Origin of the sequence: Shewanella vaxholmensis (assembly GCF_031932135.1) — a bacterium.
Lineage (GTDB): Bacteria > Pseudomonadota > Gammaproteobacteria > Enterobacterales > Shewanellaceae > Shewanella > Shewanella hafniensis.
Map to the genome: position 1 here is coordinate 313871 of NZ_JAUOEV010000002.1, position 22707 is coordinate 336577.

21 protein-coding genes and 1 pseudogene are annotated in these 22707 nt (G+C 46.4%); 9 read left to right on the forward strand and 13 right to left on the reverse strand.

Translation table 11 applies throughout. From position 1 onward, the window contains the following. Positions 1–196: 196 nt before the first annotated feature. Positions 197–514, reverse strand: coding sequence for a hypothetical protein (locus Q4Q46_RS03395; protein WP_173497308.1), 318 nt, complete (start codon positions 512–514; stop codon positions 197–199). A 166-nt stretch (positions 515–680) separates the two neighbouring features. Here Q4Q46_RS03395 and Q4Q46_RS03400 point away from each other — a divergent pair, with 166 nt between their 5' ends. Continuing rightward, positions 681–998 (forward strand): ankyrin repeat domain-containing protein, encoded by a 318-nt coding sequence (locus tag Q4Q46_RS03400; RefSeq protein ID WP_263167499.1) that lies wholly within the window; start codon positions 681–683, stop codon positions 996–998. 134 nt (positions 999–1132) lie between these two features. On the opposite strand, the gene nqrF is transcribed toward Q4Q46_RS03400, so the two are convergent. The 6 genes from nqrF to Q4Q46_RS03430 form a co-directional block, all read right to left on the reverse strand. Then, positions 1133–2350, reverse strand: coding sequence for an NADH:ubiquinone reductase (Na(+)-transporting) subunit F (nqrF, locus tag Q4Q46_RS03405; RefSeq protein ID WP_311905230.1), 1218 nt, complete (start codon positions 2348–2350; stop codon positions 1133–1135). Between the two features lie 61 nt (positions 2351–2411). Then, positions 2412–3020 (reverse strand): NADH:ubiquinone reductase (Na(+)-transporting) subunit E, encoded by a 609-nt coding sequence (gene nqrE, locus Q4Q46_RS03410; protein WP_106651538.1) that lies wholly within the window; start codon positions 3018–3020, stop codon positions 2412–2414. A 9-nt stretch (positions 3021–3029) separates the two neighbouring features. Next, on the reverse strand, positions 3030–3650 hold the full coding sequence (locus Q4Q46_RS03415) for an NADH:ubiquinone reductase (Na(+)-transporting) subunit D (protein WP_028761892.1): 621 nt from the start codon (positions 3648–3650) through the stop codon (positions 3030–3032). Beyond that, positions 3647–4453: a Na(+)-translocating NADH-quinone reductase subunit C gene (locus Q4Q46_RS03420; protein WP_131523704.1), complete on the reverse strand. Its 807-nt coding sequence runs from the start codon at positions 4451–4453 to the stop codon at positions 3647–3649. The genes Q4Q46_RS03415 and Q4Q46_RS03420 overlap by 4 nt, the downstream gene beginning before the upstream one ends. Continuing rightward, positions 4443–5675: an NADH:ubiquinone reductase (Na(+)-transporting) subunit B gene (locus Q4Q46_RS03425; protein ID WP_028759366.1), complete on the reverse strand. Its 1233-nt coding sequence runs from the start codon at positions 5673–5675 to the stop codon at positions 4443–4445. The genes Q4Q46_RS03420 and Q4Q46_RS03425 overlap by 11 nt, the downstream gene beginning before the upstream one ends. Further along, positions 5675–7048 carry a Na(+)-translocating NADH-quinone reductase subunit A gene (locus Q4Q46_RS03430; protein ID WP_311905231.1) on the reverse strand — a complete coding sequence of 458 codons (1374 nt, stop codon included), beginning with the start codon at positions 7046–7048 and terminating at the stop codon, positions 5675–5677. The genes Q4Q46_RS03425 and Q4Q46_RS03430 overlap by 1 nt, the downstream gene beginning before the upstream one ends. 454 nt (positions 7049–7502) lie before the next feature. Between Q4Q46_RS03430 and Q4Q46_RS03435 the strand changes: the two genes are divergently transcribed. The 3 genes from Q4Q46_RS03435 (at position 7503) to Q4Q46_RS03445 (ending at position 10151) form a co-directional block, all read left to right on the forward strand. After that, on the forward strand, positions 7503–8543 hold the full coding sequence (locus Q4Q46_RS03435) for an NADP(H)-dependent aldo-keto reductase (protein ID WP_311905232.1): 1041 nt from the start codon (positions 7503–7505) through the stop codon (positions 8541–8543). A gap of 354 nt (positions 8544–8897) precedes the next feature. Continuing rightward, positions 8898–9671 (forward strand): outer membrane protein OmpV, encoded by a 774-nt coding sequence (ompV, locus tag Q4Q46_RS03440; protein ID WP_012090121.1) that lies wholly within the window; start codon positions 8898–8900, stop codon positions 9669–9671. 21 nt (positions 9672–9692) lie between these two features. Then, positions 9693–10151: a CC0125/CC1285 family lipoprotein gene (locus Q4Q46_RS03445; protein WP_259559117.1), complete on the forward strand. Its 459-nt coding sequence runs from the start codon at positions 9693–9695 to the stop codon at positions 10149–10151. Positions 10152–10377: 226 nt separating this feature from the next. Here Q4Q46_RS03445 and Q4Q46_RS03450 read toward each other — a convergent pair whose 3' ends face one another. Genes Q4Q46_RS03450 through Q4Q46_RS03465 form a run of 4 tightly spaced genes read right to left on the reverse strand, consistent with a single transcriptional unit; the run spans position 10378 to position 13612 of the window. Next, positions 10378–11676 (reverse strand): ATP-binding protein, encoded by a 1299-nt coding sequence (locus Q4Q46_RS03450; RefSeq protein WP_311905233.1) that lies wholly within the window; start codon positions 11674–11676, stop codon positions 10378–10380. Continuing rightward, entirely contained in the window at positions 11673–12377 is a 705-nt protein-coding gene (locus tag Q4Q46_RS03455) for a response regulator (RefSeq protein WP_006080306.1), read from the reverse strand. The genes Q4Q46_RS03450 and Q4Q46_RS03455 overlap by 4 nt, the downstream gene beginning before the upstream one ends. 1 nt (position 12378) lies before the next feature. Further along, positions 12379–12762 carry a DUF3019 domain-containing protein gene (locus Q4Q46_RS03460; protein ID WP_006080305.1) on the reverse strand — a complete coding sequence of 128 codons (384 nt, stop codon included), beginning with the start codon at positions 12760–12762 and terminating at the stop codon, positions 12379–12381. A gap of 10 nt (positions 12763–12772) precedes the next feature. After that, on the reverse strand, positions 12773–13612 hold the full coding sequence (locus Q4Q46_RS03465; RefSeq protein WP_311905234.1) for a MipA/OmpV family protein: 840 nt from the start codon (positions 13610–13612) through the stop codon (positions 12773–12775). 725 nt (positions 13613–14337) lie between these two features. Here Q4Q46_RS03465 and Q4Q46_RS03470 point away from each other — a divergent pair. After that, complete coding sequence (locus Q4Q46_RS03470; protein WP_311905235.1) at positions 14338–14634, forward strand: hypothetical protein; 297 nt, start codon at positions 14338–14340, stop codon at positions 14632–14634. Positions 14635–14688: 54 nt separating this feature from the next. Beyond that, the gene (locus Q4Q46_RS03475; RefSeq protein WP_311905236.1) at positions 14689–16965 is read left to right on the forward strand and encodes a TonB-dependent receptor; all 2277 of its coding nucleotides are present in this window, start codon (positions 14689–14691) and stop codon (positions 16963–16965) included. 421 nt (positions 16966–17386) lie between these two features. On the opposite strand, the gene Q4Q46_RS03480 is transcribed toward Q4Q46_RS03475, so the two are convergent. After that, complete coding sequence (locus Q4Q46_RS03480; RefSeq protein WP_300479305.1) at positions 17387–17830, reverse strand: hypothetical protein; 444 nt, start codon at positions 17828–17830, stop codon at positions 17387–17389. 458 nt (positions 17831–18288) lie between these two features. On the opposite strand from Q4Q46_RS03480, the gene Q4Q46_RS03485 reads away from it, so the two are divergent. Next, positions 18289–18618 (forward strand): ClpXP protease specificity-enhancing factor SspB, encoded by a 330-nt coding sequence (locus Q4Q46_RS03485; RefSeq protein WP_311905237.1) that lies wholly within the window; start codon positions 18289–18291, stop codon positions 18616–18618. Positions 18619–18676: 58 nt separating this feature from the next. Here the strand turns inward: Q4Q46_RS03485 and Q4Q46_RS03490 are convergent. Next, positions 18677–20370: pseudogene (locus tag Q4Q46_RS03490) on the reverse strand (methyl-accepting chemotaxis protein). Positions 20371–20717: 347 nt separating this feature from the next. On the opposite strand from Q4Q46_RS03490, the gene Q4Q46_RS03495 reads away from it, so the two are divergent. Together Q4Q46_RS03495 and Q4Q46_RS03500 are read left to right on the forward strand one after the other, a co-directional pair. Then, positions 20718–22067, forward strand: coding sequence for a cysteine desulfurase (locus tag Q4Q46_RS03495; protein ID WP_261272250.1), 1350 nt, complete (start codon positions 20718–20720; stop codon positions 22065–22067). Between the two features lie 81 nt (positions 22068–22148). After that, complete coding sequence (locus tag Q4Q46_RS03500) at positions 22149–22595, forward strand: SufE family protein (protein ID WP_261272251.1); 447 nt, start codon at positions 22149–22151, stop codon at positions 22593–22595. The last annotated feature ends 112 nt before the right edge of the window (positions 22596–22707 follow it).

Here is a 22707-nt window from a genome sequence, read left to right on the forward strand (position 1 = left end):
ATCACAAGCGCTTTTTATGGATAATACAATTTAATCTTTACAATTGAATTATAAAAGAAATATTCCATATAAAAAAGACACAACAAAGTGATACCTAGGGCGACGAAGCTAATCCGAGCAGTATAAACCATGTGGCAGTCTGCCCCAGTTTGTAGACTGAATATCTCAAGTTGCAGCGAATACACATTCAAAATGGCTATAAAACGACAATAGTAATAATTATCGCACCTAACATATATAAGCCTGCAGAAAGTGATATCGATTTTAGTGGGCTAAACTCCTCAACTTCCAACGTCTGTATATCTTCAATTTTGACTAGTTGCCCTTCTCCCTCGATCTGCTGTTCCGTTGCACTTTCGACTTGAAATTCCATTTGTTCGCCAGATATTGTGGTGACTTTGACCTTTTCACCTATGTAGCTGGATACCGATTGAGAATCCAATTTAACTTCATTGAGTGAAGAGCATGCGCAGAGGGAGAAACAGATAAGTGATACTACTGCTAACTTTTTCAAACAAGCCTCCTATCCTACAACTATTACATCCATGATAAGTTATACCTGTAGACATAAGCATTTAGGTATATGCTACTCAGCTTACGGAGTTTCGCCCACAAGTTAAAGAAACCTAGACTAAATCCACTTAAATTAAATCCTTTGGATGAGGTTAAATAGCGATCAAATGAGCACTGAACTCATCGATGCGGTTAAAGCCAAAGATACGCTTGCTGTTAAGCGCATTATTGCCAATGGCGCTAATCTTGAAGGCGTGGACGATGGCGGGATGACGGCACTCTTGCATGCCTGTGAGTTGCAGTCTTTTGAACTGCTCAAATTATTGGTGGATGCGGGGGCCGATGTAAATCATCCAAACTCGCAGGGGTATCATCCGCTCGATATTGCTTACTGGCAGGGTGAGTTTCGCATGGGATGCTATACCGCTGAGAGTGAGCGCATGGTGAGCTATTTAACTCGCCATGGTGGTAAATCCTTTAGCTAGGTGAGGAGCTAAATAGCATCAAAATGCGAAAGCTAAAAACTGCGAAATGATAAAAAGCCCTATAAACAAAAATCGCGTTAGGCTCAGCAGTAGTCACTCTGCCTAACGCGATTTTTTTATTACTCACTTACAACCTAATCACCAAAGTCATCGAGTAGGATATTTTCTGGCTCAACACCTAGACTTTCAAGCATCTTTATCACTGAAGAGTTCATGATTGGAGGACCACACATGTAGTACTCGCAGTCTTCTGGTGCCTTATGATTTTTAAGATAATTCTCATAAATCACATTATGAATAAAGCCAGTGTAGCCAGTCCAATTATCCTCAGGCAATGGCTCAGATAACGCCACATGCCAAACGAAGTTGTCATTTTCGGCCGCTAGGGCATCGAAATCCGCTTGGTAAAACACTTCACGGGTTGAACGGGCGCCGTACCAGAAGCTCATTTTACGTGTGGTTTTCTTACTCTTAAGCTGATCGAAAATGTGTGAACGCATAGGTGCCATGCCCGCACCGCCACCGATAAACACCATTTCCGCATCGGTTTCCTTCACAAAGAACTCACCGAATGGCCCTGAAATGGTCACTGTATCGCCCGCTTTCAGGTTGAAGATGTAAGATGACATCTTACCCGCTGGCACATTGGCCGATGGCGGCGTCGCAATCCGCACGTTCAGCATAATGCGGCCCTTTTCATCGGGATAGTTGGCCATAGAGTAAGCGCGCAACACTTCTTCGTTGACGGTAGAGACAATGTCAAACAGGCCGTATTTATCCCAATCACCACGGTATTTTTCAGGAATATCAAAGTCGGCGTATTTCACCACATGGGCTGGCGCTTCGATTTGAATATACCCCCCCGCTTTAAAGCGAACATCTTCACCTTCGGGTAACTCAAGCAATAACTCCTTGATAAAAGTCGCCTTGTTATCATTAGAGATCACTTTGCATTGCCACTTTTTCACCCCAAAGATTTCTTCGTCGAGCTCAAGCTCCATATCGGTTTTCACTGAGACTTGGCAGGCGAGACGACACCCTTCTTTAGCCTCTTTCTTGGTGATATGGCCCATTTCAGTCGGCAGAATGTCACCGCCGCCCGATTTGATTTTCACTCGGCACTGACCGCAGGTTCCGCCGCCACCACAGGCTGACGGAATAAAAATACTCTGACTCGCCAAAGCGCCGAGCAACTTGTCACCCGCCGCAACTTGAATGCTTTTTTCGGCATCTTCGTTGATGCTGATCGTCACTTCACCCGTAGCCACTAATTTCTTTTTGGCGATTAGAATCACTATCACCAATAGACAGACCACTAGCGTGAACATGCCTATGCCAATTGCCATTTCCATCGTATTACCCTTTTCTAGCTCTTTTCTAAAAAGAATCTGGTTTCACTTTCTCAATCACTCGTTACAGCGAGATCCCTGAGAAAGACATAAAGCCCAGCGCCATCAAGCCTGTTGTGATAAAGGTGATACCAATACCTTGTAAGCCTTCGGGAATCGCGTTGAATTTCATTCTTTCACGCAGCCCCGCCAGCAGCACAATTGCCACCGCCCAGCCAAAACCCGAGCCCATAGCAAACACCACTGACTCACCGAAGTTGTAATCACGGTTCGCCATAAAGATCACCCCGGCAAAAATCGCGCAGTTCACTGTGAGCAAAGGTAAAAAGATCCCAAGGGAGTCATACAGGCTAGGAATGTACTTATCCAAAAACATTTCAAGGATTTGCACTAACGCCGCAATCACACCAATGAAAGTGATCAGTTGCAGGTAACTTAAATCGATACCGGGTAATCCCGCCCAAGACAGTGCGCCAGGTGCGAGCACTTTGACGTAAATCAGCTGGTTTAACGGCACGGCTAAGGTCATCACCACAATCACAGCAACACCTAGACCAAAGGCAGTTGACACCTTTTTAGACACGGCCAAGAAAGTACACATGCCCAAGAAGAACGACAGCGCCATGTTGTCGATAAAAGTGGCCTGCAAAAATAGATTTATATAGTGTTCCATATCTGCTCCTTAACCCCGTTTCCGCTGGATCACATTGATAGTCCAGATCAACACACCAATCAGGAAGAAGGCGCTCGGTGGTAACTTGAACATCTCATTTGGCAAGTACCAGCCGCCATTTTCGATGGTGGTGAACACAGGGTGACCGAATAAATTACCCGTCCCTAACAGCTCGCGTACAAAGGCGACACTGATCAAAATCAAGCCATAACCTGTCGCATTACCGAGCGCATCGACGACCGCTAAATGCGGTGGATACTTCATGGCGAAAGCTTCTGCACGGCCCATGATGATACAGTTAGTGATAATTAACCCAACGAATACAGAAAGTTGCTTAGATAACTCATAGGCTACATCCTGCAGAACCATGTCGACGATAATCACCAAGGAGGCGATAACCGTCATCTGCGCGATAATGCGCACACTGGTCGGGATAAAGTTACGGATGGCAGAGATAATCAGGTTAGAAAACACCAACACAAAGGTCACTGCCAGTGTCATCACCACAGCGGTTTGCATTGAGTTACTGACCGCCAGTGCCGAACATACGCCCAGCACTTGCATTGCGACGGGGTTATTGGCAAACACTGGCCCCGTTAACATGTCACGCATGGATAAAGTGTTGCTCATTTTGCCTCTCCCAACTCACCTTGCAATTCACCCTGCGCTGCCGACGCTTTCAGCTGGTTGAAGAAGGTTTGAAAACCTTCAACGCCAAACCAAAACTCCATTGCGCGCTGCACGCCGCGGCCCGTCATGGTCGCGCCACTCACCGCATCCACACCGTGAAGATCGCCTTCTTTAACGCCACCCTTTACAAGACGTATCGCAAATTTGCCTTTTTCATCAAATAATTGCTTACCCTTCCACAGCGATAACCAATGGGGATCGGTCACAAAGTCGCCGATACCAGGGGTTTCACCGTGTTCGTACACGACTAGCCCTTTAATGGTGTTGAAATCGGGTTCAACCGCCACATAACCGTAGATCATCGACCACAGACCTTTGCCATAGAAAGGCACAACCACGCTGTCTAACTTGCCGTTGGCATCGAGCACTTTAAACACGCGGGCATCGTTCGCACGGGTTTTAATCTTGGCGATATCTTTTTTCGGTGCACTTGAAGTCTCAGGATTAATTGCCGCCATACGCTCATCGAAATCGAGGACGTTAGCGTCTGAGTCCACCTTACCTGTGTCTAGGTTGATCAATAACGGCTTAACAGATTTAGCAAAAATCTCTCTAAATTCATTGCCCTGACCTAAGTTCACATCGGCGGCCATCAACACATAGCGCTGCACTTCGTCACGTTTTTTGGCGACTTTACGTTCTTTCAATATGCCTGCTGTGCCTGTGATCATAAAAGAGCACAGGAGGCAGAGCGTGATGGTGAAGATCATGGTCCCCACCACAGTATCTTTCTTAAATACCATGACGTTTTAATCTCCGTTTGATGTTGGCGCGGGCCACCAGATAATCGAACAGCGGCGCCCAAAGGTTGGCGAACAGAATGGCTAACATCACGCCCTCAGGCATTTTGGGGTTAGCGACACGGATAAGCACTGTCATAAAACCAATCAAAGCACCGTAGGCAAACTTGCCTTGACGAGTGTACGAAGTGGTCACAGGATCGGTGGCCATAAACATCATTGCTAGCGCAAAACCGCCAGTGACAAGATGCCAAGTCCACGGCATTGCCATCATTTGATTGCTGCTAGAACCGATGTAATTACACAGCGTTGCTGTCGCTATCATGCCCAGCAACACACCGAGCACAATGCGCCAATCCGCTAAGCGGCTGATCAGCAATAATGAACCGCCGATCAAAATCGCTAAGGTGCTGGTTTCGCCAATCGCGCCCACGGTAAAGCCAAAAAAGTTGTTCCACCAGTTAGGATCGCTAAAGGCGCTAAACCAAGAGTAATCGGCAAAACTCAACTTGCCCGCTGCAGTTTGTGCCAGCGCTGTTGCACCAGAGAAACCATCAACGGCAACGAGCTGTTTAATGGTTGAAACTTCAGATGGATAGGCGAAGTAGATAAAAGCCAAGCCTGCCAGCGCAGGGTTAAGGAAGTTATATCCCATGCCGCCAAACAGCTCTTTAGCCACGACCACACCAAAGGAAATCCCCATGGCCACCAGCCACAACGGTGTTGATACTGGCAAGATTAAGGTAAACAGCAGGGCCGTCACGAAGAAGCCTTCGTGCAACTCTTGACCACGAACCCGCGCAAACACCACTTCCCAAAACAAACTGGTGAGCAGTGCTGTCAGGTAAATCGGCAGATAAAAACTAAGACCATAGAGGAATAAACCTAATATCCCAGTGTCTTGGCTAAGGCTGCCAAACAGGGTATTAAAGATTTCTAACTTCCAAATATCTGGCGTCGATAATCCGCCCGCGAGCGCAAGCTGTGCCTGTAGGCCAATGTTATATAGACCGAATAAAATGGCGGGCAGTAAACACAAACCGACTAGCGTCATGGTACGTTTCACGTCAATCGCGTCACGCACATGCACTTGGCCCTTAGTGCTACGACCATTGGCAATGACGAGTGAGCGCAAAAAGCCCTTCATCGACTTACCCGTTGCGTAGTACTCTTGTTGTAAATCAGAGGCGTCCTGTAAATCAGGTTTTTTCACTTGTTTGGTCATTAACCTTCCCTCTCAATAACATCTAGACAGGCACGTAATTCTTTACCAAAGTCATATTTGCCGGGACATACGAAGGTACACAGCGCCAGATCTTCTTCATCTAACTCCAATGCACCTAAGGCCTGCGCCTCGTCGGTATCACGCACCACTAAGTCTCGAACAAGCAAGGTGGGTAAAATATCCAGTGGCATCACGCGATCTAACTGACCAAAAGCCATCATGGCGCGAGCTGAACCGCCCTGATGAGTCGTAAACTCGAACAATTTAGTCGCACCAAACAGACGTGATGTTACAGCACGAGTGATGGAGAATTTGTCAGAACCTCCGCGCACCCAAGGGAGAACATGGTGCTGCGAATCTTCGCTCAACACTGACACTTGGTTGTGGAATCGGCCTAAAAAGTCATGTACGCCCGCCGCGGTATGGCCAGATAACACAGATCCCGATACCACGCGGTTATGGCCAGGTTTGATTTCATCACTCACTAAGGCACTTAGCTCAGCGCCCAATTGAGTGCGCAGTAAACGCGGGTTCAGCACGCTCGGGCCACCTAAGGCGACGATGCGGTCGGTATACAACTCACCGGTTTGGAATAACTTGCCGTAGGCAATCACATCTTGATAACCGATATGCCATACCTGACGCTCTAAACTCACTGGCAAGGTAAAGTGAATATGAGTGCCCACTAAACCCGCAGGATGAACACCATCAAAGCGGCGCACCTCAAGTTGTGGTAATGCTTCTTTAACAATCGCTTCGCCCTTATCCTGGCACAGGTAAACCTTGCCTTCGGTTAAACGGCTCAACACCAGCAAGCCAGCTTTAAAAGCCTCGGTTTGCTCGGCGATAATCAAACGGGGATCAGCGGCCAGTGGATTAGTATCGATAGCGGTAACGAAAATACCTGCTGGCGTGCTATCGAGCGCAGGCACGCGCGAGAAAGGCCTAGTACGCAGTGCAGTCCATAGACCGCTTTTCACTAATTGCGCCTGAACGGTTGACCTTGCTAAAGCGGCGATGTCTTGATGGATATCGAAGGAAATCTGCCCATCGCGGTTTTCACCGTCATCACAACGAATGACGACTGATTGTAGAATTCGACGCTCGCCGCGGTTAATTGCTACGACTTGGCCACTAGCAGGTGCAGTGAACAACACACCAGGCGTTTTTTTGTCTTCAAATAGGGCTTGGCCCTTTTGAACAAAATCACCCTCTTCGACCAACATCGTCGGCTTAAGCCCAACGAACTCTTCTCCCAGAACAGCCACTTGGGATGGCTTAGCACCGAGTTCAATGACCTGTCGCGGCTCACCAATAATCGGCAAGTCGAGGCCTTTTTTGATCGTTACAATTTGGTTTGAAAAATCTGCCATCACAAATATCAACCATGAAAAATTTTTAGATAAATTTAGGGTAGAGATTTGTTAACGCGGATTCCGATATTGGCGTCACATTCCGCTGCAAATTCGTAAGTTAGATACGTAAATTTACGCAATTTTGTGACACAGATTCACATCCTTACTTACTGTAATCTGCAAATGTAGTTTTATAACAATTTATTCATAAATACGTCATTACTGATTTAGTAGTACCTAAGGTTTACAAAAATAAGCAAAAATCTCCATTTCAGTGCAGTAAAGCGCTAAAACCGTTAAAAGAGCAACTCAGCGAACAAACTTCAACCAATGGCATGCCTCAAAATGGGGCAGGATGGCTAAACTTGCTGGCTATTTTTAGCGCACTAACATTTCAACCTATGGTTTAACCTTTGCTTTACAGCAAAAGCTTGGTAGCCTCAAACTAAGAGAGTTTCCGTAGGAGAAATAGATGGAATACAGACGCATACCGCATTCTAATCTTGAGGTCAGTAAAATTTGTTTGGGCACTATGACTTGGGGCGAACAAAATACCCAAGCCGAAGCGTTTGCACAGCTGGACTACGCCATAGGCAATGGCATCAACTTTATCGATACGGCGGAAATGTATCCCGTACCACCTAAGCCGGAAACACAAGGGGAAACAGAGCGTATTCTTGGGCAATATATTAAGGCTCGCGGCAACCGTGACGACCTAGTGATTGCCACTAAAATTGCCGCACCGGGTGGTAAGAGTGATTATATTCGCAAGAATATGGCGCTGGACTGGAACAATATCCATCAAGCGGTCGATGCGTCACTCGAGCGCCTGCAAATCGATACTATCGATCTCTACCAAGTTCATTGGCCCGACCGTAATACCAACTTCTTTGGTGAACTGTTTTACGAAGCGCAAGATCAAGAAACTCAAACCCCAATCCTCGAAACCCTAGAAGCCCTTGCCGAAGTGATCCGCCAAGGCAAAGTGCGCTATATAGGAGTGTCGAACGAAACGCCTTGGGGTTTAATGAAGTACCTGCAACTCGCCGAAAAACACGGCTTGCCGCGTATTGTGAGTGTGCAAAATCCCTATAACTTGCTCAATCGCAGCTTCGAAGTCGGCATGAGCGAAATCAGCCACCGTGAAGAGTTGCCGTTGCTCGCATACTCGCCCCTAGCCTTTGGTGCCCTAACCGGAAAATATTGCAACGACCAATGGCCCGAAGGTGCGCGCCTGACCTTGTTTAAGCGTTTCGCCCGTTACACAGGTTCGCAAATGGCTCTGGAGGCTACAAAAGCCTATGTCGATTTGGCCCGCGAGTTCAAACTCTCGCCCGCACAAATGGCGTTAGCTTTTGTTAACTCACGTAAGTTTGTCGGCTCCAATATCATAGGCGCCACCGACTTATATCAACTGAAAGAAAACATCGACAGTTTAAAAGTCACCTTATCACCAGAGCTATTAGTGCGATTAAACCAACTGTCCGATCAATTTAGATTACCTTGTCCTTAGCCCCTAGGCTTAGTCGGCGAGTTGTTTGAATGACTGACCAATAGCATCGGGTCAAATCCCCCTGATGCTATTGATTTCAAATAGCTTTAGAGGCATAACTTTTTACCTTTATATCACCTCATCAATGCGCTCTCTCCTCCATTCAATCAAAAGCTACCTATTACCTAGTCTTCTTTATCTTATCCCTCCGGCTTAGCAAAAGGTCATCGTCTTCAGCTCCACGAGCTCACCAGCGCCAGGCTATGCGAGAAGGCTGCAATACATGGCCTAGGTTACATTCGGATACAGAGTCCTGTTAAGAACTGAAATATAGTGGCGCCACAGTCACTAGACAGATGTCTTAAGGATCAAAAAATGAAAAAACTTTGCTTTGTTATCACAAGTGTTTTGATGTCGAGCCACGCGCTTGCTGAAAGCAATACCTACATTCGTAACGGTAATATCTATAGTCATCAAGATCAGTTCTTTGCTGGCGCAGGTGTTGCTACTGGCAGTCAGTTTTATAAGGGTCAAGATCACCAAACAGGTATCTATCTCAATGGCGGCTACCACGGTGAGGACTTCAACGCCGATCTGTCCGGTATCAACTACCGCTTTTTAGGCACCAACGACAGTGCCGTTAACTTCAGCATTTTTGTGGTTGCCAATCCCGGCTTTGATGCCAATGACGCCGATATTTTAACGGGCATGAAGGATCGCAAATTCAGTGGCGATCTGGGTTTAAACGCCGACATTCATTTAGGCACAGGCACGTTATCAACCAAATTCCAACACGATGTAACAAATGTTTATGATGGTTTTCAAGCTGATATAACCTACTACCATCCAATAAATCTGGGCTTTGGGGATCTGGTGCCTTATGCGGGTGTGCACTATTTCAGTAAAGACTTCGCAAACTACTACACAGGTGTGACGTCATCTGAAGCCACGGCGCAGCGCCCTGCTTATCAAGCCGACGGCACCTTCGCATATAAGCTAGGTTACGCTTTGGTTATTCCAGTCACTAAGCATTTAGACATTACTCAAGCCACTGGTTACTCGCACATAGCTGCCAACATGGCTGACTCTCCGCTAATCGACAGTAGCAACCAGTGGGTTACTACCCTTGGCGTGAGCTATAGCTTCTAACTAACCTGACGAGACAAGACCATGACACCGATCAAAAAAACGTTTTTATGTGCTGGATTAGCTCTGATGCTTTCAGCTTGCGCCACTTCATACGATACCGAAAAGCAATTTTGGTCTTTCGGTAAAGGCTTTGAAACCGCACAGATTGCACCCGATAGCTGGCAGATAAGCTTTGTTGGCAATACCAACACTGACCGCGCATTGGCCCGAAAGTACGTCATGCGTAAATCGGCTGAGTTATGCAAACAGGCTGGTTATAGCTACTTCACTTTCACTCGCGAACAAACCGATCGTGATGCAGTGGGCCAATTGGGGGTAGGAAAGAACAGCAGTAACGACATTTTGTGGGGGAGTTCGACGATGAATCAAGAAACTTCTGTCATGGTCGAAGTCACAGGTTTACACAGCAAACCAGAAAATACGAACTCACGTATCTACGACACGGATTACATACTTAACAATGTCGATGTGAAAGGTTAATTGCGAATCAAACGAGCACCAGCCTAGCTCCTAGGCTGGTGCTGTTTTATCGCTACATCATGACATTGCTCGCTTTGCCTGATGGTTATTCAGCGTTACGCAGCCGATGAAAACAACTCTGCCCCCAGCGTTAAAATCCAGTCTTAAACTCTTGCTATAAACTCCGCTTTAAAATTCAGCCTTAAATTCCGGTCTAAATCTCCAGTCCGAAACTTCAGCGTTAAACTCAGCGTTTAATTTCAGCCTTGAATTTTAGTGACATGCGAGCGCCACCGAGCTCAGGAGAGCGTCCAATACGTAATGGGGAATTCATCCAACAGCCAATTCTGTCGACAATCGCCAATCCCATGCCATGACCGGAATTTCCACGACTGTGCTGACCTCGTACAAAAGGCTTAATCACCTGCGCAGACTCCAGTTCGTCTATGCCTGGACCGTCATCGTCAACGTGTAACCAGGTCGCGCCCTCCTCGACTGCCAACGTCAGCCGAATCTTTGCCTTACCAAAACGCAGCGCATTATTAAGCAAATTATTCACCTGCATTGATAAGTACTTAGGGTCTGTCTTGATATTGAGCGCTGTGGGATAGGGAACCAGTTCAACTGAAAAATCGGGGTACACTTGGCCTTGATACTTTTCCAGCAACCAAGTATTAAGCTCAATAGGTTGCCAATCAGGTTGGATATTCGCCTCATCGAGGCGGGCATAGCTGAGCAGTGTCATGACCAAGTCTTCCATAGTGTCCAGATCGCGGTTCAATCGCTGAAAATACTTCACCCTAAGTTGTTCGCTTTGGGTTTCTTCTAACGCCGCAATACCAAATCGCAGCCGCGCAATCGGAGTTTTTAAATCATGGGAAACTGCCCGACTAAGCAATTTATTGTCATCGATCAATTGCTGGATGCGATCTGCCATACGATTGAATTCACTTTCTATTGTGCCTATGTAGGACGCTTTGCTGACCACAATTCGCTGCTGTAATTCTCCCATACCAAATGCTTGAGTCACCTTACTTAGATTAACCAGTTGGCGGATTAAAGGAGACACCCACACCAACAAAATCACCACCACACCGCCATAAAAAAGCATGGTATACAGCTTATTCGCGTTAAAACTCACATCAGCTGGCGTCACTATCTGGGTATTGATATTCAGCACCTGACCCGTTTTAGGCAATAAATAGTGCAAAGAGATGCCGTCATCGGACTCCAGCAGTAATGATTCCCCTGAATAAAACTCTGTCTTTAGGGCTGAGGGTAAAACGAAATCGGCTTCACTCGCTAAAGAGAGTTGCTCTGAATTTAGCTGGTTCCAGTTTGCGATAAAACCTTGATTGTTAACGCTATCGTTATCGAGCGTTTGCGCCAGTGTGCCGCCCAGCAGTTTTAATGCGGCGAGGTGAGTTGCAGGACTGGGCGTTTCTTTTTCAGAGTCCAGTAGCGTTGCAAACTCGCTTATCGACCAGCCTAGGCTCGCAATGGCCACCAGCACCACCAACACCAGAGAAGTCATCAACTTCTTCATAAAGCTTGCTCACCCTCGTCGCGGCAAAAAAGGTATCCTTTGCCACGGATGGTTTTCACTTTATAGGGCTGGCTTAACGCTTCCTGCAATTTTTTGCGTAAACGCGATATGCGAATATCAACCGAGCGATCTAGGCCGTCGTATTCAATGCCTCGCAGTTGAGCCACCAGTTCATTACGACTCACTATCGTGCCCGCCTTCAATGCCAGCAGCCACAACACATCGAACTCATTAGCATTCAAATCCAGCGGCTGTTTATCAATAGTGACCGATTTTGCCGTCGCATTGAGTACCAGAGAATCAAATACTAATTGCTGTTTTTGTTCCTCATCACCCACACGGCGTAACAGGGCTTTTATCCGCGCTAACAACACCTGTGGCCGGATCGGCTTAGTCAGGTAATCATCTGCCCCGACATCTAATCCGCGGATCTCATCCCCATCCTCAACACAAGCCGTCATAAAGAGAATCGGCCCAGCATAAAATGCTCTCGCTTCCTTACAGACATCGAAACCATTCTTAACGGGTAACATCACGTCGAGTAACACTAAGTCAGGTATCTCTTCGGCTATCATCTCTAAGGCAAAATCGCCTTGGCTGGCAACCGTGACTTCGTAACCGTGGTCCAGTAAATAATCACTGATCCACTCTGCCAGCGAGATATCGTCTTCGACCACTAAGATGTGCTTTTCAACTGACATATTAGAATAACCTCCAACCTGACTGACTCTGTTTAGGGGCCTTATAAACCCAAGTCACCACCACTTTGACCTGCGCCAGTGGTTGCACATCATCATTACGGATCAAACTAAAGGTCGCCGTTTTATCGCCTTCAAAACTATATTGATATTCTTGCATGGCTTTGCCGCTCCAGCAGATTAGCTGGTGCTGGCGGTCAGTCAGTATGAGGCAATACTCGCCACTCGTCGGTGTTTGCCATCGAAACAACACATCTTGATAGCAGGTTTGCCCCTTATGGAGCGCAATGCAGCGCTCAGGCGTCGCAGTAAAAATCACCGAATCGTCCTGACCCCAAGCAAAAAAAGGCGCGTTCAGTAACACTAGCCATAAATAAAATCGCTTCATGCCCACGCCCCTAAAACACATAGCTGATAGAGGCATTAAAGTACGATGCATAGCCAGCTTGATTGAAAGGGCTGTCGGTCACTTCTTGGGATAACACATTGAAGCGATACATGGCCCTAAATACAAAACTCTCGCTCAGCGGATAGGCAACACCGAGCTCCATGCCATAGCTAAAAGAACTGTTCGGGTGATATTCCGGAAAGCGTTCGGTCGCTTCTTCTTTACTGACACCAAAAAGATAGCGATTCAAGGTGGCTGATGAGTAGCCTACGCTCCCCAATACGTGAAAATTCCAATTACGTACCTGCCAAGACTTACCCAATCTGGCGGAACTCTGAATACCCTGATCATCATAATAATCAGATACTAATCTGTACTGAAAAACGTAGTTATCGCCCCAGTAACGCGTCGCACGAAAACCTGCGCCAATGTAGAGCGAATCTTCCGATAGTAGATAAGCATTGCGGCCAGCTTCATCGAGTGTGCTGGGGTCCACATCTGGACGAGACCATGAACCTTGTAAGTTCGCCAGTAACAGATCAAAGGACCAATCCTCTGAACTCCAAAGATTAACCCCAAGATTAACCCCATCCTGAGATTGGTGGATCATCTCAACAAACATGCCTTTGTACTGATACATGCCACTGACCAACAACGACAACTGCGCAGTGCCGGAATCGGTTTGCCGAACATCAATTTGGTTGACCCCGTAAACACTCATACCCAGTTCAAAATCACCGCCGTCGGCAAGGCGATTTGAACCTCCGTTGACACTGCTGGCAATATCCGACGCGGCAGCGGTACCGGAAAGCATGCTGAGCGTTAACACAAAAAAACAAAGAATACGCATGCCCATTTAATCCACATTTCTAGTCGTTATTTAGCGCTACATATTACAACAGTTTGTTAGGGTGTGTTGACGTTTCAGGGTTGTTTTTGCAGCGATTTGGCTGGCTTTTATGCAAGGCAAAGCCCGTGTGGTGTAGTTATTCTACATAAACGGGCGATAACGCGGCAGAAATGCCAGCCAAACGCTGCCCGAAGGGTTCGTCTGGCAAGCTCTTGCTCTTTGTCACTCGTCATTTGAGTAGAATAATACACTTCACTCCTCGTTTCGCGATCACGAGCTTGCCAGAGCGAACAAAATTCAATCTCGAAACGTCAACACGCCCTAGTCTTTTTATCCGCCACTGCACAAGCAGTGACATTTTTGCGACGAAAATATCGTCAGATAGCAAGAACAGTCAGCAAAGCGCAAGGAAGTGAATTTAAGCGAGGGGGAAACTTCGCGCCTAATACGCTTATCCGCTGAATCGATTGAGGATGTAACTAAGGTCTTAAAACCTTCATCTTCGTCAATCCACATAAATTGAAATGATTAAAATCAATAATAAAAACAATTTAATAGATTAAATTATCCCATCATCGAAACCGATTAAACATTCTTTATTAACAAAGGTTAACTAGACCCAAGACTGACAATTCAAGTAGGGTCGGGTCACAAATTAGGATCAACTGTATCTCGCGCTCGACGACTGGTGCGACGCTAAGATAACTCTGACCCATAGAAGAATAATGACTCACTCAAGTTCCCCAACTCACAGAAAGTGGCTTTGGCTACTGCTCGGCGTGTGGCTGATTGTCATCCAATCGGTTGCGCTGTCGCATTCTGTTGAACACAGTTTGGAACATGAGCATGCCCACTGTTTCCTGTGCGATTTTGGTCATGAGCAAAATGCAGGTCCATCGTCTGTGCTTATGCCGCCGATGGGATTGCAGCAAGCTGAAAGCATCCCGCAGAAACCTTATCAACAACCGAGTTTACCTTGGTTACGCCACTTCAACGTGCGTGCACCGCCCTTACTGTCTTAAGCAAATTCAATCATTTAAAAAATCTATTTTTTGCTTATCTAAAGGAAAGGCACAATGAAACTTGCACTATCTTCAATAGCGCTAGCAGTGGCTGGCGTGTGTTCACCGGTTATGGCCGCTCAATTACAAGGTCAAGTGACCGATCTGCAAGGCGCACCTATCGCTGGCGCCCTTGTCAGTATCGACGGTGGGACGAGCACAACCACAAATCCTCAGGGCCAGTATCAATTAACTGTGGCCGACAATAGTCATATCCATCTCCACATTAGCAATGCCGATTTTAAGCATGTTGACAGGGATTTGCAGATAACCACTGGCGCGGTAACGCAGGATATTTCACTGACCAAAACGGCGATGGAGAACATTGTCGTGACCGCATCGCCGCTCGCCAGCTCTGCGCTCGAAAGCACGACGCCAATCAGTGTGTTAACCGAAGACCAACTCAAGCTCAATATCGAGCCGACGCTAGGTGACACCTTAGAAAAACTGCCCGGCGTACAAGCCTCTCACTTTGGTGCTGGGGCGAGTCGCCCCATCATTCGCGGCATGGGTGGTCCTCGAGTACAAGTGCTTGAAAATGGTCTGTCTGTTGGTGACGCATCAACGGTATCGGCCGATCACGCGGTAACAGCAGAAGCCGCCTCGGCGCAGCAAATTGAGATCCTGCGCGGCCCCGGCACATTGCTTTACGGGAACGGCGCCATTGGCGGTGTGATCAATGTGGTGGATAAGCGCTACCACGAGAGCCCAGTCGATGAGCTGTCGGGGCAATTTGGCACTCGCTACGACACAGCCAGTAATGGCCGTACCTTTAACGGTAATATCGATGGCGGCAATGGTCAGTTCAATTGGCATGTAGATGGCACCCACCGCATCACCGACGATGTCGATATTCCGGGAAATGCCATTGCCAATCTGCCCGAAACCCATGGAAAACTGGCGAACAGTAACCAAAAACTCGACGACTATGCCGCAGGTGTTGGCTATACCGGTGACACGGGATTTGTCAGCGTATCCGGCGCGCGCACTGAATCGAATTACGGTATTCCCGGCCGCGGCGAAGCCGATGCGCCCGATATCACCATAGATTTAAAGAAAACCGCATGGCAGCTGCACAGTGGTTTGTTAGATCCATTTGCTGGCTTCAGTAAACTGCGTTTTGATGCGGGCTATACCGATTATCAACATGCTGAGGAAGAAGATGGGGTTGCCGGCACGACTTTCTTTAACAAGCAAAGTGAAGCGCGCTTAAGCCTTAACAATCGTCCTTGGGGTGAGTGGCAAGGCACTATGGGGCTGCATGCTGTACACCGTGATTTTGCCGTTGAAGGCGAAGAAGCGCTGACACCAGACAGCAAAACCGATACCTTAGCCGCCTTTATCGTGCAAGAACGTAAGGTCGGAGATTTTCGCTTCGAGCTTGGCGGCCGCTTAGAGCATTACCGCTTAGCGCCAGACAGCATGACGTTAGACACACTAAATGGCGAACAAACCTACCAAGCCGAAGACCTAGTCGATAATGATCTCACCGTATCGGCGGGCATGGTGTGGGACTTCGCTCCCGCCTATAACTTTGGACTGTCGCTCACCCGCGCCCAACGTTCGGCCACCGCCGAAGAGCTTTACAGCTATGGTCCCCACGATGCCACCCAAAGTTTCGAGCTTGGTTCGCAGTTCAGCGTTGAAAATGGTCAAATCATCACTAATAGTGGCAATAACGATAAAGAGGTCGCCAATAATATCGACTTAACCCTGCGCAAATTAGAGGGTGCGTGGACAGGCTCGTTGAGCATGGCCTACAACCGAGTCAATAATTTCTATTACGAGAAAAATACGGGCTTAATCGCCTCTGATATAGTCAACGGCGATGCTGAAGGTGATTTACCGGTTTACCAATACACCCAAGGCGATGCCGAGCTTTATTCCCTCGAGGCCCAAGCCAGTATCCCGTTCAACGATACTTGGTCATTGGATATGTTCAGCGATTACACCCGCGGCAAGTTGGTCGATGGTGGTAACTTGCCACTCATTTCGCCCATGCGTATCGGTTCGACCTTAAACTTTGACCAACAACAATGGCACGCTGAAGTCGGCGCGATTGGCTATGCTAAACAAACGGATACCGCCGAAAATGAAACCGAAACGGCAGGCTATGCGCTAGTGAATGCCGCCGTCACCTACCGTTTATATACTTCTGCGGGTGACATGCTGTTCTATGTCAAAGGCACAAATCTACTCGACCAAGACGCGCGGCCACACACCTCGTTACTCAAAGATTACGCCCCACTGATGGGACGCAACTTTATGTTAGGTGTCACCTATAACTTCTAAAAACAGGAGCTGTAAAAGACAATAAGTTAAGCCCAAAGCGAAGTCCAAGACTTCGCTTTTATTTTTCTATTGGTCACTACAGTAAGACAAGTTACTACAGGCATATTCACATCAGCAGCAAATCACAGCGGCTATTATCGCGAGGCTGATTTAGAAAAAGTTTACATCAATTTATACCAAATCAGATTATCGACAAGTAACCAGCCAGACACGGCCAATAAACAACTTCAATGAGCTGTCCAAAATACGTTTATCTGGCAATAACCGTTAACGTTGAGACCCGTTAACGTTGAGACCCGTTAGGTCGTTATAACGCTACATTTAACGTCATCGCCATGGAAACATAAAAATAAGTAATATTAATCAATACCATAGAATACACCACGCAATATAAGCCACTAGATTGCAAGGCATGATCTGGTTAAATGTCAGTATCGAGGGATAACGATTCATCAACTATTTTATATTTTGAGTGCCATACAAAAGTCGCGCGCATGGCATTAAAATAGAAGAACATAAAAACGATGGCTAACGGAAGACCTTGAACATTACCCAGATCGCTCCATTGAAGAATCTTAGATAAGACAAAATAAAACAACATCAAAGTGGCTGCTATTCTCGATTTTCTATAGATAAAAAAAGCCATCACTGCCATTAGCACGACATCGATCATAAGAAATGGATCAAGGAAATAATTCAGCGTCGCGTTTTCAGTTTGGGTAAAGAAACCAATAGTACTAAAAACTAATGTTATGCTGAGTGAGATTAATGTCACTATCCAACCATTTTTAATTGCAGACAGACACTGTTCTTGAGTCTCAATCTTGAACAGACTTTTCAAAGATGCTTTATTTTTTCCTGCCATGATAAATCTCCGTTTAAAAAACTGGCAATTAATGTTCAAATACCAAAGTAAAGCCAGTTCACCAAGGTTGATTATCACCAACTAAACTTTCCTTCCCTTCTGAATCTTCTTATCATACATGAGCAGCGAAAAAATCAGCTCATACGTTAGTTTGTATATGAGCATCTAGTGGCATTAAATGTCGATAATGGAACACTTAAGTTAACTCAACATACCTATTAAATGACTATTTTTCACATAGTAACGCCTAAAGTTCAATGACTTGATGCCATGGGAGCTGAAGAACAAAAACAGTAAAGGAATATCTCACTGTGAACATAAAAGCGAAAAATGTAGGATAAAATTTAATGGAACTAATTTTAATCACCTTGTTAATACTGCCGTTCATAATTATTTTTTATAAACGGAATCGATTCTTTCCCTGGTCAACACGCCTTAACTTATACCGAATGAGAGATATGTTAGAAAGTACTGATAATGCCAGAAAATTCTATCAAATTTATTCTGATATCATTAAAGCTAGCAAAACGCCTTATATTATTATCGATACAAATCATTATGCTGTTTCGGTACCTGAATCGAAAATAGATCATGTAAAAGATGAAATAACACTGAGCATACACACTGCCGCGATAAGGAGAGCTCACTATCAAAAAAATGCACTCAAATTTTATGCAACCTTTGATAAAATAAGTACAGAAGTCATTGTGCCAATTACCGCGATCAAAGCCTTGTACGCCAAAGAAGATGGGATAGGTATCGAATTCGGTGAAGATAACTCACATTAACTCTCCAATATAAGAAAGAGAATTAGGATTAAGAGAATTATCTTTTTATATCATATGACTAAACAGCACGTACCTTGAACTGCTGCATGGTTTCCCTTAATGAGTTGGCCTGCTGAGACAATGACTCACTGGCTTTTGCAGTTTCATTGGCGCTGCCAAGTACCAACTCCCCTGAATCTCGAATCGCATTAATCCGCTCGCTAATATCCTCAGCGGTGACGGCTTGCTCCTCGCTTGCGGTCGCGACCTGAGCATTGGCCTGAGTCAGTTCAGTTAAGGCATCTAAAATCTCAAATAGGTGCTGCTTGGCTTGATTAACGAGCAGTGACGACTCACTGATTTGCTTGTCGTTATTAGCGAAGGATTCGACTGAGGACTTAGCATCTTTCACGAGTGTTTGGATAAGATCGCTGATCTCCTGCGTGGCGGTTTGGCTACGAGTTGCCAGCGCCCGCACTTCTTCGGCGACCACAGCAAACCCACGTCCTTGATCTCCCGCCCGCGCCGCTTCAATCGATGCATTCAAGGCCAACAAGTTCGTCTGCCCCGCTATCGCATCGACTACAGAGACAAAGTTGAGGATTTTTCCGGTACTCGCTTGAACCTGTTGAATAAGTTGATTCGAATACTGGGCGCTGGCGACTAACTGCTTCGAGATCTTTTCGCTCGCATCGACAACCTCACAACTTTCTTTCACCTTATGCTCGGCTTGTCCCGCTGAGTACGAAGCGGTTTCGGCACTGCTCGCCACTTCAGTGATCGTTGCCGCCATTTGGGTCATAGAGGCGGCGACTTGATCGGTATTATCCTGCTGCCTTAACATGGCCTCACGATTATTTTCGGCAACCGCATTAAGCTCAGTCACCATAGAGGCAATTTCTTCACTTCGAGCAATCACTTGGCCGACGGTTTTACTTAAAGTCCACGCCATTTGATTCATACTGACGGTAAGTTCGCCCAGTTCATCCTTAGAGTCGACGCGCAGCTCTTGGTTAAAGTTACCCTGTTCCATCTTAGCGGCAGAATTACGTAACCGATTGATAGATTTGACCATGTATTGACTGCAAGCTATGCCTATCAATAAGCCAATGACTAAAGACACGATAGAAATAATCGTTAAACCATAAATCGCCCTGAGTTCTTCTTCCTCTGTTACAGAAACTGCAGCTTGAGTCATCAGCGCTCAACGAATTGACTTAGCTCAGCATTAAACACATTTTGCGCCACCTCTAAGGATTCAACCCGCTTAGCCAAAGCTGTATGGTCTTCTTTTTGCTGAATTCCCGAAATAACGGTGCCAAGCAGGGCTTTATAAGCTGTAAAATGTTGAATGATCGTGTCAATATCTTGATTTAGCTGCTGTGTTTTCTCACGTACTTGAGGAGTGTTAGCGTTTTTTAATGCCTCTCCAAGCATGGTTTGAGTCGAGAGCAACTCCTTGCTAATGTCTTCATTGTGCTGAATAACATCCGTAATAAAAGCCGCTAAAATGAGTGGACTGGATACGGCGTCAACATCAGCGGCACGAAATGCTTTCTCCAGAATCACTGAGCTTTCGAGCTGCTTAATGGTGACGTCGGTTGATAATCTCACTAATGGAATATTTTCCTTTGCAATGCCTTGGATTTCCTCAGAAACTCGCTGCATCTTCAACAGACTAAAACCAGACAAAATCAGGATCAGCACTAACATCACCCCAACGAGGGCGATCATCTTATGTTTAATCCGTAAATCTTTTAAAAACTGCACCATAAAACGGGTCTCCAACAAACACAGATATCAAAGGACGTCACATTTAGAATAGTCGCAGTTTTCACTTTGGGTGGTTGAATTGAGCCTAAAGTATTAGCTGAATTTAAAAGAAAAACTGAAACATTAGAAAAATCGCATCATAGCTAAGCTCGATGATACGTTAGAAAGTCAAAACCTGTTTAAGGCGCGCGAAATACTAGAGGGCAGAAGTTTGAACAAACGTTGGTGAAATTAGACGCTCAATACCGCCTTCCAATACCTACACCTCAACAAACTGCTAAAACTTGCATTAACATGGTAGATCACAGAAGATCCCTTGGCCTTTTTCTTTGCCTTTAGCCTCATTCATGACTCAAGCTGCATCACCTACGCCAAATACTGTGACTCACACAGCAACGAATACAATGGCCGACATTGAAACATCCCATGCCTCGGCGAATGCTGTGCCTGATACCACAGTGACACTTTGCTCATCAGAGGCAGAAAAGCAAAATGCTCAGATCCGGTCGCAATTCCCAGCGTTACATCAAATGCTTGATGGCTATCCCTTGTGTTATCTTGACACCGCAGCCACCAGCCAGAAACCGCAAATGGTGTTAGATGCTATGGCGCAGTTTTACGCTAACGACAATGCCAATGTGCATCGCGCGGCGCACCAGTTATCGGCGCGCTCGACCTTAAGTTATGAAAAAGTACGCGATCAACTGCAGCAATTTTTAAAGGCCGAACGCCGTGAAGAAATCATCTTTACCCACGGCACCACAGAATCAATCAACTTAGTCGCCTTTGGACTCACTGCACACGTCAACGCTGGTGATGTGATATTAATTGACGCCGCCGCCCACCACGCCAATATCGTACCTTGGCAGGAGCTGGCGAAACGCACGGGCGCTGTGATTGAGCCTATCCCTCTCGATCAAGCTTGCCGCTTAGATCTCAGCGCCTATAAAACCTTGCTCGAGTTAAAGCCAAAAATCGTCGCCCTATGCCATGTTTCCAACGCCCTAGGCACAGTCAATCAAGTGGCTCAGCTAGTGCAGTTAGCGAAGAAGCAAGGTGCAATAACCTTAGTTGATGGTGCGCAGGCAGTGGCACATTTAACGCTGGATGTGGCTGAAATCGATTGCGATTTTTACGTTTTTTCGGGGCATAAAATGTATGGTCCCACTGGCGTTGGTGTGCTTTACGGCCGTTTCGACGTGTTAGATACTATCGCGCCACTATTAACTGGTGGCGAGATGATTAAACGTGTGAGCTTTGAGGTAACAGAATTTGGCAGCCTACCGAATCGCTTAGAAGCGGGCACGCCACCAATTGCCGAAGTCATAGGTTTAGGCGCGGCCATTACATTTTTACAAACCGAGCTTACACCGCAGGTTCAAGCTTATGAAGCTGAATTAGTTAACTATTTACAAAGCCAATTGCGCGCGCTCGGTGAAGTGCATTTATACGGCGCCTTTGATGACAATATCGGCGTCGTCGCCTTTAATCTTGCCGATGAACATCATCAAGATGTGGGCATTTTGCTGGACCAACAAGGGATTGCCGTACGCTGCGGCCATCACTGCGCCATGCCATTAATGCAGAGTCTGAATCTTAAGGGCTGTTGCCGCGCCTCTATCGGTATCTACACCAATAAAGACGACATCGACCGCTTTATTGCTGCGTTGGCCTCGGTAAAAGACTTGCTGCTGTGATCCAGTCTTTAGCCACTGAACCACGCGACTCATGCGCTCAAGATAAGTTACGCTCAAATAAGTGAGACAGGATTTAGCCCTATGACTGATTCGACTATGCCTATGCCAAGCGAGACCGATTTTCACTATTCAGTGCAAGATGCCGAGACCTTGCTAGCGCGTTTTACCCAGGCACCTAACTGGCAGGAAAGATATCGCCAAATTATGTTTCTAGGCAAAGACTTACCGAGTTTAAGCCCAGAACTTCGCGTCGAAGCCGCTCAAGTAAAAGGTTGTGAAAGTGATGCGTGGATTTATCATCTCGAACAGGCTGGCAAACACTATTATTTAGCCGACAGCGATGCCCGCATCGTCAAGGGATTGATTGGCTTATTACTTGGCGCCTGCCATGGCAAAAGTCGCGCTGAGATCCAAGCATTTGATCCTGCAGCTTACTTCAAACAATTGGGACTAGAAGGCCAGCTCAGCCCATCACGCACCAACGGCCTTAACTCCCTCGCCAAAGCCATGCTTGAAGCCACTCGATGATCATAACCTTAGGGTTTCATTTACTGACACAAGTACTGGCACAAACGATAATGGACACAGCTCTGCAACAATAAATCATCATCACTCCAGCCTAGGGGCAAAGGCCAAAAAA